This is a genomic window from Novosphingobium sp. (genome assembly GCF_039595395.1).
GTDB lineage: Bacteria > Pseudomonadota > Alphaproteobacteria > Sphingomonadales > Sphingomonadaceae > Novosphingobium.
The window spans coordinates 78,314-91,896 of the sequence record NZ_JBCNLP010000006.1 but is presented as its reverse complement, the minus strand read 5'-3'; the positions used below and the strand labels follow the sequence as shown (position 1 = coordinate 91,896).

Here is a 13,583-nt window from a genome sequence, read left to right as displayed (position 1 = left end):
CCTTTCCTCGCCGACTGGCCCAGCTAGGCGGCTTGTGCAACACGATGATGACAGTCGTGGCTCAAACGGGGTGAGGAAAGGCCGGGGCGGGCTCGCTGATGCCGGGGCGGCCGGTTTCGACATGCCCGGCCAGACGCAGGCTTGTGCCATCCGCGCTGGTCAGCAGCAGATCGTACCAGCGGTGGTCGGCCAGCGGGATGGCGCGCTGCATCGTGCCCGAGAGGGTGAAGTGGTCGCGCGTGCCGCCATGAGCGCAATGCATCGTGATGCTCACCGCCGCAGCGCCGCGACTGGCGAGATGCAGCGTGCCGCCGCTGCCATCCTCACGCCAGAGGACCTGCACGGCGATCCGCTCCACGCCGGAGCCGCGAAATTCGCGCTGAAAACCATTGGGGCCGCGTACCACAAGGGCATGGGGCTGATCGGCGCGCAGCGGCCAGTCTTCCTTCAGGCGCGATCCTGCCGCCACGGTGACATAGCGCCAGCCGGGGAAGGCAATCTCATCCTGCACGCCAAAGACGATGCCCACGGGGCCATCATTGACGAAACCCAGCGTCAGACCGGCATCGCTCCAGACCGGCTCGACGGCAAAGCGATAGGGCAAAGCGCGCGCCGGGCGGGTGCCGGGCTCCTGTGCTGGCACGGTCTTGGCGGTCGCGATGGCCGGCGGCGGGGCGGCCTTGCAGAGCTGCTCGGTCTCGGCGATGTAGCCCGCCACGGAGGGCAGCGCCTGCAGCCAGCGCGTGTCGCGCCGCGCCTCAAGCGGCACATCGAAATCGAAGATCGAGGTCAGATCGCCGCAGATCGCGCGCCGCCATGGCGAGATGTTGGGCTCGCCCACACCGAAGCGCTTTTCCAGAAACCGCAGCACCGACGTATGGTCGAAAAGCTGCGAGTTCACCCAGCCACCCCGCGTCCAGGGCGAGATCACCATCATCGGCACGCGCGGCCCCAGCCCGACCGGCTCGCCCTGCCAGGTCTCGCCGCGCACATCGACATTGCCCGCGCCATAATGCGGGGCGATGGCGGGCATGGGCGCGGGAATATGGTCGAAAAAGCCGTCATTCTCGTCATAGTTGAGGATAAAGGCCGTCTTGGCCCAGACCTTGGGATTGGCCGCCAGCGCGGCGACAAGCTGGCCGATCAGCGCCTCGCCAAAGGGCACCGGGGCATCGGGATGCTCGCTCATCTGCATCATCGGCACGATCCACGAGACCTGCGGCAGGCGATCCTCCGCCACATCTTTCGCGAAGGCGGCGATCAGATGGCGGGCCTGGGTCTTTTCCGGGTCTTCTGGCGCGACGCCGTCGACCCAGTCGACATAGGCCCGCCCGCGCCTGTAGCGCGAGGACGCCTTGTCGAGTTTGCGGAACTCCTTGAAATAGCCCAGCGGATTGTCGGAATAATTGGCCAGCTCCTGATAGACCCGCCATGACACACCCGCCTCCTCCAGCCGCCCGGCATAGGTGCGCCAGGGCAGGCCATCGGTGTCGTCGTCCCTGGCCATATCCGCGCCGGGGTTGGCATCGCTGCCGCCATTGGTGACGCAATATTCGCCCTCTTGCCCGACGCTCAGCCCGCTGGTGCCGGTGAAATGGAAGAGGCGGTTCGGCCCCGTCGGCCCCTGCAGCGAGCAGTGATAGGCGTCGCAGATCGTGAACTGGTCGGCCAGCGCGTAATAATAGGGCAGATCGGCGCGGGTGAGATGCGCCATCGTCAGCGGCCCCTTCTGATCGGCCCAGACGTCCCAGTTGCGCCAGCGCGCCTGACTGTCCTTCCAGCTATGGTCGAGGCCGGTGAAGCAGCGCGCATTGCTGCTGTTATAGTCGAGCCGGAAGGGCCAGGCGATCTGCCCGCCATCGCGGTCGGCGCGGCGCTGCGCCCAGACCGGCCTGCCGCCCGGCAGGGTGACCGGACGCGGATCGCCAAAACCGCGCACGCCGCGCAGCCTGCCGAAATAGTGATCGAAGGAGCGGTTTTCCTGCATCAGGATCACGACATGCTCGATGTCCTGGATCGAGCCGCGCGCGCTCAGGCGATGCAGCGGGCGGGCCGTGGCCGCCGCCGCGACCGCCGCGCTCGACGTGCCGAGAAGAAACATCCTGCGATTGATCGCCACAGCCGGGCTCCGTTCATGTCCATTGTCACTGCCCGTTTGGAACATGCGCTAAAGCGCATGTTCAGCGCGGCACCAGCCCTCTCCCCCACCCGGCCACCCAACGAAAGGATGATATGGGTGGCCGGGTGGGGGAGAGGGCTGGTGCCGCAAATCCGGCTTTCGCCGGATTTCCAAACAGACTCTCACTGCCTCGGCCGCGCTATGTGGAAGGCATGTGACAATGATATGAAAATGCGTTTATTTTGCAGATTATCCACATAAAACCATCAAACCGATGGCTTGAACGACGCGCTGCCCGGCCCTTGCTGCCGGCACAGCCGCCCATCGCGGGCAGGGGGCTGGCCATATTGCCGCCGATACTCGCGGCTGAACTGCGAGGGGCTTTCATAGCCGACCGCGAAAGCCACCCGCGTCACACTTTCGGCGCTGGCCATCAGGCGGGCGCGGGCGGCATGCAGGCGCAACTGCTTCTGATACTGCACCGGGGTCATCGCGGTCAGAGCGCGGAAATGGCGGTGGAATGAGGTTGCGCTCATCCCGGCCATCGCGGCCAGATCGCTCACCCGCACCGGCTCGGCCAGATGGTGGCGCAGCCACTGCAGAGCCTGCCCGATCCGCGTGGTATGGCTGTCCGCCAGCCCGATCTGGCGCAGCACCGCCCCCGCAGGCGTGCCGAGCAGGCGCCAGAGAATTTCCCGCTCCATCGCCGGGCCCAGCACCGCAAGGTCGGCGGGATGATCGAGCAGACGCAGCAGGCGGATCACCGCCTCGATCAGCGCCTCGGGCATGGTGCCCACCACGATGCCCGCCGGATCGGGAGGCAGGCCTCCTCCCGGTTGCTCCAGCAGCAGCGCGGCCACGGCTTCGGGGCGGATGCGCAGGCCCACGCCCAGAAAGGGCTTCTCCCGGCTGGCGTCGATCACGAAGGTGTTCATCGGCAGTTCGATCGACACCGCCATCCCCTCTCCGGGGCCGTAGGTCAGCGTTCTGTCGCCCACCTCGATCTGCTTGGTGCCCTGCGCGATCAGCGAAAAGACCGGTTCGGCGACATGGATGCAGGGCAGAGTCGCCCCGGTTTCCAGACCCAGCACTATGTTGGGCAGAGCCGCCAGCGGCGCGCCCGATTCCACCACATGGCGGGCGATAAGATCACACAGTTCGGCAAGCAGGGGGGCGGCCATGGCGCTTTATGACACCAGCCTTCCGGCCTGTCATCATCATGATTGGCAGGATTGTGCATGTTTCTGGTGGTTGCGGTCTAACACTCCGGCGTCTGGCCTCCCCACATGGTCCTCACACCCGAGGAGACCCATCATGCGGACCGACGTTTCTTTTCCCAGCGCTGGCATCAGGCTTGCCGCGCATCTCTACACACCTGCCGAGCCCAACGGGCGGGCCATCATCATCGGCCACCCCGGCACCGCGACCAAGGAACAATCCCCCGCGCTCTATGCCGCCAAGCTGGCGGACAAGGGCCTGACCGTGCTGACCTTTGATGCCGCCTTTCAGGGCGAGAGCGAAGGCCTGCCGCGCGGGCGCGAAGACCCGGCGCAGCGCATCGAGGACATCAAGGCAGCCGTCTCCTTCCTCGCCACCCTGCCCGGCATCGCCGCTGAAAGAATCGGGGTTCTGGGCATCTGCGCCTCGGGCGGCTATGCCATCGCGGCAGCGGCTGGCGACCGGCGCATCCGGGCCGTGGCGAGTGTCGCGGCGGTCGATGTCGGGCTGCAGATGCGCGTGGGCGCCGATGGCCAGCAGGATCCGGCAGTTCTCGACGCCCTCCTCGAGGGCGCGGCACAGGCCCGCAGCCGCGCGGCGCGCGGCGAGGCCATGGGCGCCCTGCCCGTCTTCCCCGCCAATGAGGAAGAGGCACGGGCGGGCGGTCAGCATGTCTTCGAAGGCTGGGACTATTACTGCACGCCGCGCGCGCAGCATCCCCGCTCGGCCAGGGCGCTGAGCTGGGACAGCCTTGACCGCATGGCCACCTTCGACGCCTTCCGCTTTATCGACATGATCGCCCCGCGCCCCCTGCTGATGATCACCGCGCAGCATGCGGTGACGGCGTGGATGTCGCAGCAGGCCTTCGCCAGAGCCGGGGAACCCAAGACGCTCCACACCGTCGCGCAGGCCAGCCATGTCGACCTCTATGATCGCGAGGGGCCCGTGAATGATGCGGTGGCGCAACTGGCGCGGTTTTTCACCGCCTCCCTGTGAGGCCGTGAGGGCCGGCGGCGACTCGCCTGCTTCCCTGCCGGAGGACAATGTTCTAGCCTGCGCCGATCCTCATTCGATTGGCCAGCCGCATGATCGATGTCCGCCGCCTTCGCTATTTTCTCGCCGTCGCCAGCGCCCGCAGCTTCACCAGGGCAGCCGAGGCGCTGCATATGGCCCAGCCCCCGCTCAGCAAGCGCATTCAGGAGCTGGAAGCCGATATCGGCGCGCCCCTATTCGACCGCGAGGCCCGCCCGCTGGCGCTGACCCCGGCGGGGCGGCTGCTGTTCGAACAGGGGCTGCAGATCGACCAGCGCATGGAGCAGATGGCGCTGACCATGCGGCAATTCGTCGCGGCGGAGCGGCGGCGGCTGGTGCTGGGACTGATCCCCTCGGCCTTTCACGCGCAATTGCCCGACATGATCCGCCGCTATCGCCTGCTGGCGCCCGATGTCGAGGTCTCGCTCAGCGAGATGACCACCATCGAGCAGATCGCCGCGCTGAAGGAGCGCCGGATCGATGCCGCGCTGGGCCGGGTGCGGATCGATGATCCCTCGCTGGCGCGCGAAGTGCTGCGCGACGAGCCGATGCTGCTGGCCTTGCCCGTCGATCATCCTGCGGCGCTGGAGGAAGGCCCCGCCGACCTGCGCCTGCTGGAGGAGACGCCGCTGTTCGTCTATCCCAAGGACCAGAGCCCCTCCTATGCCGATCTGGTGCTGTCGCAATGCCGCGACCATGGGCTGCATCTCCATCGCATCATGGAGGTGCGCGAGATGCAGACCGCGCTGATTCTGGTGGCGGCGGGCATGGGCGCCTGCATCGTGCCGGGATCGGCGCGGTTGATGGGGCGCCCGGAAATCCGCTTTCGCCCGATCCGCCAGCCGATGAGCGCGCCGATCATCCTCTATCACCGCGAGGGCGAGAACTCCTACGAATTGCGGATGCTGTACCGCACCTGCGCCCAGCTCTACACCGAATGGGGCCAGTCGGTGCCCGATGCGGTGCGCGCCAGAATGGTCGATCCCGAAACCGAGTGATCGGGCGCCATACCGGCAGGATATGGACCCCAGTTCCAGACGGTCTTTGCGCAACGGTCATCGCAGGTTCATATGCGCTGTCGGTTCAACAACGCACCGGCAGACGCCCCATGACGACCCAGATCACCTCCCCCCGGCCAACCCGCCACACCGCCACCCACGGCGTGTGGCTTCCCAAGCCTTCGCATCACACCGTGGAGCGGGCCTCGCTCACCCTGCTGATGCTGGTGCTGGGCGCCGTGATCTTTCAGGCCGTCTATCGCAGCACCGATGAGATGATGCTGGCGCTGCTGGCGCCGGTGGTCGCCTTCCTTGCGGTGGGATCACTGTTTGCCGGCCATGGCGGGAGGCACTGAGATGTTCGACTTCACCCATCACGAAACCTTCGAACAGGACAATGTCGCGCAGGACAATGGCGACTGCAGCGAGAGCCTGGCGCCTGTCGTGGAAGAAGCGCTCGATCCGCTCTCGCTGCGGGTGGTGCATCTGGCCCGCGAGGAAGCCTGGCGCAGCATCGCCGTCCGCACGCCGGGCCGTCGCCTGTGGCACTGGTTCCTCGGCGATATCGAGGAGCCCCGCAATCTGGCCAATCCGCGTTTGGAGATGCTGCGCAACTTCTGCACCTTCGCGGTGCTGGGGGACGAACGCAGCGATCTGCTGGCCGCCACCATGCTCCGGAAAGGGCATTACAGCCCTAGTCAACTGAATGTTGCGCGCAATTTGAGCATCGCTGCCTGAATCTTGCCATCCCGGCACATCATGCACACAATTCGGTTTACAGCGCTGCGCCTCACCGCTAAGGGCCCCTCATGTTCGTGAAGCCGATCATGATTATTACCCCGAAACCGACCGCCTCCGTGCGGACGGTGTCGCGGGTGTGCAGCTAAACGAAACAGCTCACCGGACACTTTCCCCGCACTCAGGCAGGCGGGGTTTTCTGACGAAACAATGAACCTCGCGCTGCTCCTCACCTGACAGGAGTACACCATGGTTCATGCCTTTAACCCCGGCCAGAAGCTTCATGTCGGCATCGTCGGCGCCACCGGCCTTGTCGGCTCGATGATCCGCGAGATCCTGGCCGAGCGTAACTTCCCCCTCGCCTCGCTGCGCCTCTTCGCTTCGGCGCGCTCGGCGGGCAAGGTGGTCGATGGCATCACTGTGGAGGATGCCGCCACCGCCGATTATGCGGGCCTCGATGTGGTGCTGTTTTCGGCGGGCGGCTCGACCTCCAAGGTGCTGGCGCCCAAGGTGGCCGCCGCTGGCGCCATCGTGATCGACAATTCCTCGGCCTGGCGTTCGGACCCGGAGGTGCCGCTGGTGGTGGCCGAAGTGAACCCCCATGCGCTGGCCAATCTGCCCAAGGGCATCGTCGCCAACCCCAACTGCACCACCATGGCCGCCATGCCGGTGATGCGCCCGCTGCATGAGGAAGCCGGCCTGAAGCGCCTGACCGTCTCGACCTATCAGGCCGTTTCGGGCGGCGGCGTGGAGGCCATCGATGTGCTCTCGCGCCAGATCGCTCATGTCGGCGACCGCGCCCGCGAGCTGTCCACCGGCGGCCATGAGGCCCTGCTGCCCGCCGCCGAAAAGTGGGCCGTGCCGATCGCTCATAACGTCGTGCCGCTCAACTATGTCTATGTCGAGGACGGCTACACCGAGGAAGAGATCAAGCTGCGCGACGAGAGTCGCAAGATCCTTGAGCTGCCTGAACTGCTGGTCTCGGGCACCTGCGTGCGCGTGCCGGTGTTCACCGGCCACTCGCTGTCGATCAACGCCGAGTTCGAGCGCCCGATCAGCCCCGAGCGTGCGCTCGAACTGCTGGGCGTGGCCCCCGGCGTGGTGGTGACCGAAGTGCCCAACCCGCTGGAGGCCACCGGTCAGGACCCGGTCTTCGTGGGCCGCGTGCGTCGCGATCCCACCGTGGCGCATGGTCTGGCGCTGTTCGTCGCCGGTGACAATCTGCGCAAGGGCGCGGCGCTGAACGCGGTGCAGATCGCCGAAGCGCTGATCGCCTGAGATTGCAACATGGAGGGCCCGGCTATCCGCCGGGCCCTTTTTACAATTCAGAAGCTTGCTTGGCAGAGGGCGCCAAGCCTGCGATGGCTGCCTCCATGACCCAAGACAGCCCCCTGCTTCGCCCCGACCACAATTGCTGGCGCATCGAGCGCGCGGCGCAGGTTGCGGTGATTGTCGACGCCGATGATTACTTCAAGGCCGCCCGCGCCGCGATGCTCAAGGCGCGCAAGCAGATCCTGCTGGTCGGCTGGGATTTCGATGCCCGCATCCGGCTGGGCGGCGATGTGGAGGATGGCGCCCCGGTCGAGGTCGGCGCGTTTCTGAGTTGGCTGGTGAAGCGCACGCCCGGTCTGCAGGTGCACATCCTGCGCTGGGATGTGGGGGCCATCAAAACGCTGGCCCATGGGCGCACCCTGCTGCGTCTGGTCCAATGGCTGAAGGATCCCCAGATCCATATGCGGCTGGACGGCCATCACCCGCCCGCCGGATCGCACCACCAGAAAGTCGTGGTGATCGACGATGATCTGGCCTTCTGCGGCGGCATCGACATGACCGCCCGCCGCTGGGACACGCGCGGCCATGATGATGCCGATCCGCGCCGGGTCGATCCCGATGGTGCGCCCTATCACCCCTGGCATGATGCGACGACGATGCTGCAAGGGCCCGTCGCGCGCGCTCTGGGCGATATGTGCCGCGATCGCTGGGTCGTTTCGGGCGGCGACACCATCGCGCCGGTCGAGGGCGCGGCGGATTGCTGGCCCGAGGATGTGAAGCCCGACTTTCACGATGTGGAGGTCGGCATCGCGCTGACCGTGCCGGATATGGCCGAGCAGGAGCCGCGCCATGAGATCGAGGCGCTCTATGTCGATCTGATCGCGCGTGCGAAACGCTGGTTCTATGCCGAAAGCCAGTATTTCGCCTCGCGCAAGGTGGCCGAGGCCATCGCCAAAAGGCTGGCCGAGCCCGATGGGCCCGAGTTCGTGATCGTCAACCCCACCACAGCGCAAGGCTGGCTGGAGCCGGTGGCGATGGATTCGGCGCGCGCCCGGCTGGTGGAGGCTCTGCTCGAGCGTGATCCCTACCGCCGCCTGCGGCTCTATCACCCTTTCACCGCGCAGGGGCAGCCGATCTATGTTCACGCCAAGGTGACGGTGGTGGATCGCGATGTGCTGCGGGTCGGCTCCTCCAACTTCAACAATCGCTCGCTGCGGCTGGACACGGAATGCGATGTGGTGATCGATGCCACAAGCTCGGGCCGCGCCGAGGACGGCGAGGCCATCGCCGCGATCCGTAATTCGCTGCTGGCCGAGCATCTGGGATGTCAGCCCTCGGCGGTTGCGGCAATGCTGGCGCGGACCGGCTCGCTGATCGAGACGGTGGAGCGTCTGCGGGGCAAGGGCCGTTCGCTGCGGCCCTATGAGGTGGAGGATCTCGACGGGGTGAAGGCCTGGCTGGCCGACAACAAGATCCTCGATCCCGAAGGGCCCGGCGAGATGTTCGAGCCGCTGTCCCGCCGCAAGCCCCTGCTCAAACGGCTGCGCCCGCATCTGCGGCGCGAGGACGGCGGCTTGTCAAAACAAGGGACCATGCTGGCCGTAGGCGGTGCGATGGTCGCGGCCGTGCTGGCGATTGCCGTATCCAGAAAGCGCGACTGACAGGGGTTTTCAGCCCGCCAGAACCTGCGAAGCCGAAGCCACGGCCCTGTTCCGCCCTGCCGATTTGGCGTGATACAAAGCCTGATCGGCCGCGCCATAAACATCCTCGAAAGAGGTATGTCCGCGCGATGAGGCAACGCCGCAACTGATGGAGAGAATCGCCTTGGTCTTGCCGTCCACATCCAGCGAGGCCTGACGCAGGGTCAGGCTGACGCGCTCGCAGATCGCAACGGCGATGTCGGTCGGCGTGTCGCGCAGCAGCAGCATGAACTCATCCCCGCCCATGCGGGCGATCGTGTCATGCTCGCGGCACTGCCGCGCCAGAATGCCGCCGATATGGATCAGCGCCCGGTCACCCGCCATATGGCCCCAGCAATCGTTGACCTGCTTGAAATGGTCGACATCGACGATGATCAGGCTGAAGATGCGGTCGCCCTCGGCCTGAAAGGCCCGTTCCACGCTGGCGATAAAGGCCGGGCGGTTGAGCAGGCCGGTCAGACTGTCCGTGGAGGCCAGCCGCAGGGCGCTTTTCTCGCTCTGCACCAGCTCCTGCGTCCGCAGGTTTCGCTCGGACAGCACCGAGGCCACCGGCAGGCTGGTCAGCAGCAGGAACGCCAGATAGAGCTGGAACAGCAGCGCCTGTTGCCCATGATCCTGCGTGAAGGCGGCAATCGGCCCGGTATCCGCAATGGTGCCGATCGCGCCGATCACCGCGACCAGAGTGACCGCGATCATCGTGCCGATACGGCCGGCACGAAACGTCACCAGCATCACCGGGGCAAAGAGGGTGAAAAGCAGCGGCGGCTGGGTCCTGAAGAAGATCAGCCAGCAGCACAGCACCACCATTGCCTGAAGGGCCAGCGCCTCGCCCCTTTGCGCGGCGGTCTTCTCGGCAAGGCTGCGCGCCAGATCACCGTTCAGCAGCGCGAAGAGCAGCGGCGTGAACACCAGCAGGCCAAGCCCGTCACTGAGATACCATCTCTCGAAAGAGCCCCAGAAGGGCTGATCGAACACCAGCGCCGCCGTGGCCGCCCCGCTCAACGCGCTGGCCAGAGGCGCGATCACGCCCAGACTCAACACGAAAGAGCCCAGCGCTTGGGGGCTCTCCAGCGTAAGCGCGCCATCACGGGCACGACGCAGCAGCACAGCCGCGAGCGCCACCTCGGCCAGATTGGAAAAGCTGTAGAGCAGCGGCCCCCAGACCGTGCCGCGCGTGATCAGATTGGCCGCGACATTGCCGCAGAAGCCCGCACTCAGCACCCGCCCCCAGGCCGGCCTGGGCCCGAGCATCAGCATGGCCAGCAGCACCGCATTGGCAGGCCAGATGGTCGCAATATCGCGCCCATTGCTGGTCAGGCGGATCGTGCCCGCTGCCAGGATGAAATACAGCAGTACCGCGGTGATCCATGGGGATGCATGATCACGCAGACCCTGTTTTGCGGCGACCCATTTATCTTTTCTCATCGCAACGGATTAGATCATACCCCCTGACAATCGATTAACCTGCACCGCCTTTGCCGTAAGCAGCATTCCCCGGCCCGCGACATGCCGCGTTCAACCATCCATACCCCTGATGAGGCATGGCTTTTGCGGATGGCAGGACGATATTCCCTTCCCGTCCCGGCTTTTTTCTAGGGGATCATCCTTGTGCGGCTTTGCTGCGCAGCATGGCGCGCGATGATGCGATTGCGATGGCATGGGGCATAGAAGGCAGCCGTCCAGAGGGCTGCTGGATCCTGTACCGGGAATGGGCGAGATCAGGGGGGATGATACTCACCTTACGCGGCGCCATCGCCATGATCCTGCAAGCATCCCTTGTTCAGGATCGAGATGCCTGATGTCGATCCGATGACCGCCGGCTTTCATCGTGCGCCTGCGGGCCATCCATGTCTTCAGGGAGATTTCAGGCCTCACTTCCGCCCCTCATGACGGCAAGAAGCCGAAAATCTCCTCAAAGATCAAACATACATTCGTATCGGAAACGGGCAATACAGGCCATACTGGCGATTCTGTCAGGACGGAACATGGATGACGCCGTAAAAGACGCCGCAAGCCACCATATGCGCGCTGTTCCTTGCGTGCATCTTCAGCCGCATATTCTCAATATAACGCTCCACCGTGCGGGGCGCCAAACTGACATGCCGCGCGATTTCTTTCGCGGACATGCCCAATGCCACGCATTCGAGAATTTCGCACTCCCTCGTCGTCAGGTGCGGTTGCGCGTCTAACAATTGAGAAATGATCATCGCCCCCTCCATTTTTATATTAACCAAATATTCGTTGCTGAAACCCGCCCCCCTCACGTGGTCAATTGAATCCAGGGAGGAATCCATTCACTTTGGATCGAATGGCACTTGGCAAATGGGAATATTGACGTAGGTGCTAACACGTTCCTAAAACAAAAGATACAGCTAAGTAGTATTAACCATATCGTTGAAATTCCTCAAATTGAGTCTTGCAAAATATGCATGGCGGAATTTCCGTGCGATTCGCTCCCGTAGTAGACTCGGCACCAAGCGCATAGCCTGACCCCTCGGCATGACCGATTCTCGGCGAGAGGGCGCCTGATATGGAAAAGTCCATTTCAACACTAATACGTGTTGACCGGCACACGACCATCTTCCTTACTGGTTCGCGTGCCACACATTGGGCGGTGGTGACGACCGGAGTCGTCGCCGAATGCCAGATTTCGATCGATGGAGACCGGCGGCTGACAGGCTTCCGCCTGCCCGGCGAGGCCTTTGGCGTGGAAATCGAGCGCTACAGCGTCACCTCCGAAGCGCTAACCGATTGTGTGATCTCGATGTTTCCCACCAATGTCCCGGCCGCGAACAGCAGGCTGTTTGCGGCGATGGCGCGGCAATTGAACCGGGTGCGCAACGACCATCTGCTGACGACCTTCCGCTCCGTGCCCGAACGGATTGCCGCCTTTCTGGTCGATCTGGCCGATCGCGGCATGGGGGAGTGTTTTCGCCTGCCGATGGCCCGGTGCGACATCGCCGATTTCCTCGGCACGACCGAGCCCACAATCAGCCGCGCCCTGGCCGAACTGGAGCGGCGGGGGGCGATCAAGCGGCGCCCGCGCGGCAGGATCGAGATCATCAATCGGGCATCGCTGGCACAGGTAACGCAAGGTGATGCCAGCCCCCTTCCCCTTCATCGCGAGCAAGAGGTGTCCCATGCGTAGACTCCGACTGGCGATTGCGCTGGCCAGCGCGGCGAGTTTTCCTGCCTTGATGATCGGAACCGCGCACGGCGCCGATGCCGATTCGCCCTCGGGAACGCCCTCCGACTCGCAACCGGTGGCGACATCCTCCCGCGCGACGGCGGCCGACATTGCAGAGCTGCGCGCCAAACTCGATGAGCAACGCGCCATTCTCGATGCCCAAGCCCAGCAGATCCGCGAGCTGGAAGCGCGTTTGGGCGGTGCCAACACCAATGCCACATCCGCGGCCAACACCAGCGCCGTGCCCGTCATGCCGTCCACGACAGCGGAGCAGGTGGCGCTGCTCGAGCAGCGGGCCATGGGCGGCGAGCCACAGGCGACCGTGGGGCAGGCTCCGGCGCCCGATGACAGCCACGCGCTCAACACAAGGACGGCCTCCATTCCGCCAGGACAGGGCGTGCTGACCCCGTCCGGCCATTTTTCGATCGAGCCGACCTTCGAATATGCCGCATCGGCGAACAATCGCCTGACCTTCAGCGGCATCGAACTGATCCCCGGCTTGCAACTGGGCGCGATCAGCGCGCAGACCGCGCAGCGCGACACCTTCTTCTTCTCACCCACCTTCCGCTATGGCCTCAACAGCCGCTTCGAAGTGGAAGTCACCGTGCCGATGCTGTATCGTCACGACAACATTCAGGTCGTGCAGCAACGCGATGAGCAGATCGTCCGGACGCTGGATTTGCGGCAATATGCGCTGGGCGATGTCGAAATGGGCCTGCGTTATCAGTTGAACCCGGCGACCGGCCCGGACAAGCCGATCTGGATTCTCAGCCTTCACGTCAAGAGCAATACGGGCATCGGCCCCTATGATGTCGGCTATGACGAATTCGGCATCGCCACGGGACTGGCCACCGGCTCCGGCTTCTGGGGTGTCGAACCGGGCGTGAGCTTCCTGCTGCCGTCCGATCCGGTCGTCATCTATGGCAGTTTGAACTATCTCCATCAGTTCAAGCGGAATCTGAACAAGGAGGTCGGAGGGTCGCTGGTTCAGGAAGTGCGGCCCGGAGAAGCCATTCTGGGCAACATCGGCTTCGGATTTTCCCTGAATCCGCGCTTCTCTTTCTCTTTGGGGTACAGCCACAGCTATATCATGCCCACCATGACCTATATCGGCAGCGGGCCTGAATATTCGACGGGCCAGCAGATCGGCACGCTGGACCTTGGCATGTCCTATCGCCTCAACAGCAAGACATCGGTGAATCTGAACTTCCAGTTCGGTGTCACGCCCGATGCGCCCAACCTCAACGCAACCTTGCGCATTCCCTTCAGCATTTGAGGATGAACGGACAGGAGCGTTTTCACCATGTGGTGAAAACGCT

Annotated in this window: 13 protein-coding genes; 9 read left to right on the top strand and 4 right to left on the bottom strand. The window is 64.6% G+C overall.

Going from position 1 to position 13,583, the window contains the following annotated elements:
* Positions 1-61: 61 nt before the first annotated feature.
* Together ABDW49_RS20685 and ABDW49_RS20680 are read right to left on the bottom strand one after the other, a co-directional pair.
* A complete protein-coding gene (locus ABDW49_RS20685) occupies positions 62-2,119 on the bottom strand; it encodes a phospholipase C, phosphocholine-specific (RefSeq protein WP_343614832.1) in 2,058 nt (685 codons plus the stop codon).
* A 266-nt stretch (positions 2,120-2,385) separates the two neighbouring features.
* On the bottom strand, positions 2,386-3,300 hold the full coding sequence (locus tag ABDW49_RS20680; protein WP_343614831.1) for an AraC family transcriptional regulator: 915 nt from the start codon (positions 3,298-3,300) through the stop codon (positions 2,386-2,388).
* A 133-nt stretch (positions 3,301-3,433) separates the two neighbouring features.
* Here ABDW49_RS20680 and ABDW49_RS20675 point away from each other — a divergent pair, with 133 nt between their 5' ends.
* The 6 genes from ABDW49_RS20675 (at position 3,434) to ABDW49_RS20650 (ending at position 9,038) form a co-directional block, all read left to right on the top strand.
* Positions 3,434-4,333, top strand: coding sequence for an alpha/beta hydrolase (locus tag ABDW49_RS20675; RefSeq protein WP_343614830.1), 900 nt, complete (start codon positions 3,434-3,436; stop codon positions 4,331-4,333).
* 89 nt (positions 4,334-4,422) lie between these two features.
* Positions 4,423-5,367 carry a LysR family transcriptional regulator gene (locus tag ABDW49_RS20670; RefSeq protein WP_343614829.1) on the top strand — a complete coding sequence of 315 codons (945 nt, stop codon included), beginning with the start codon at positions 4,423-4,425 and terminating at the stop codon, positions 5,365-5,367.
* Positions 5,368-5,477: 110 nt separating this feature from the next.
* On the top strand, positions 5,478-5,723 hold the full coding sequence (locus ABDW49_RS20665) for a hypothetical protein (RefSeq protein ID WP_343614828.1): 246 nt from the start codon (positions 5,478-5,480) through the stop codon (positions 5,721-5,723).
* Position 5,724: 1 nt separating this feature from the next.
* Positions 5,725-6,105, top strand: coding sequence for a hypothetical protein (locus ABDW49_RS20660; protein WP_343614826.1), 381 nt, complete (start codon positions 5,725-5,727; stop codon positions 6,103-6,105).
* A 249-nt stretch (positions 6,106-6,354) separates the two neighbouring features.
* Positions 6,355-7,383 (top strand): aspartate-semialdehyde dehydrogenase, encoded by a 1,029-nt coding sequence (locus ABDW49_RS20655; protein WP_343614824.1) that lies wholly within the window; start codon positions 6,355-6,357, stop codon positions 7,381-7,383.
* A gap of 95 nt (positions 7,384-7,478) precedes the next feature.
* Positions 7,479-9,038: a phospholipase D-like domain-containing protein gene (locus tag ABDW49_RS20650; RefSeq protein ID WP_343614822.1), complete on the top strand. Its 1,560-nt coding sequence runs from the start codon at positions 7,479-7,481 to the stop codon at positions 9,036-9,038.
* A 9-nt stretch (positions 9,039-9,047) separates the two neighbouring features.
* Here ABDW49_RS20650 and ABDW49_RS20645 read toward each other — a convergent pair whose 3' ends face one another.
* On the bottom strand, positions 9,048-10,502 hold the full coding sequence (locus ABDW49_RS20645) for a diguanylate cyclase (RefSeq protein ID WP_343614820.1): 1,455 nt from the start codon (positions 10,500-10,502) through the stop codon (positions 9,048-9,050).
* Between the two features lie 116 nt (positions 10,503-10,618).
* On the opposite strand from ABDW49_RS20645, the gene ABDW49_RS20640 reads away from it, so the two are divergent.
* Positions 10,619-10,876 (top strand): hypothetical protein, encoded by a 258-nt coding sequence (locus ABDW49_RS20640; protein WP_343614819.1) that lies wholly within the window; start codon positions 10,619-10,621, stop codon positions 10,874-10,876.
* A gap of 174 nt (positions 10,877-11,050) precedes the next feature.
* Here the strand turns inward: ABDW49_RS20640 and ABDW49_RS20635 are convergent, their stop codons facing one another.
* Positions 11,051-11,284, bottom strand: a complete 234-nt coding sequence (locus ABDW49_RS20635) for a helix-turn-helix transcriptional regulator (RefSeq protein ID WP_343614817.1) — start codon at positions 11,282-11,284, stop codon at positions 11,051-11,053.
* A gap of 323 nt (positions 11,285-11,607) precedes the next feature.
* On the opposite strand from ABDW49_RS20635, the gene ABDW49_RS20630 reads away from it, so the two are divergent.
* Both ABDW49_RS20630 and ABDW49_RS20625 read left to right on the top strand, forming a co-directional pair.
* Entirely contained in the window at positions 11,608-12,225 is a 618-nt protein-coding gene (locus ABDW49_RS20630; protein ID WP_343614815.1) for a Crp/Fnr family transcriptional regulator, read from the top strand.
* Positions 12,218-13,540, top strand: a complete 1,323-nt coding sequence (locus tag ABDW49_RS20625; protein ID WP_343614813.1) for a transporter — start codon at positions 12,218-12,220, stop codon at positions 13,538-13,540. The genes ABDW49_RS20630 and ABDW49_RS20625 overlap by 8 nt, the downstream gene beginning before the upstream one ends.
* Positions 13,541-13,583: the final 43 nt, after the last annotated feature.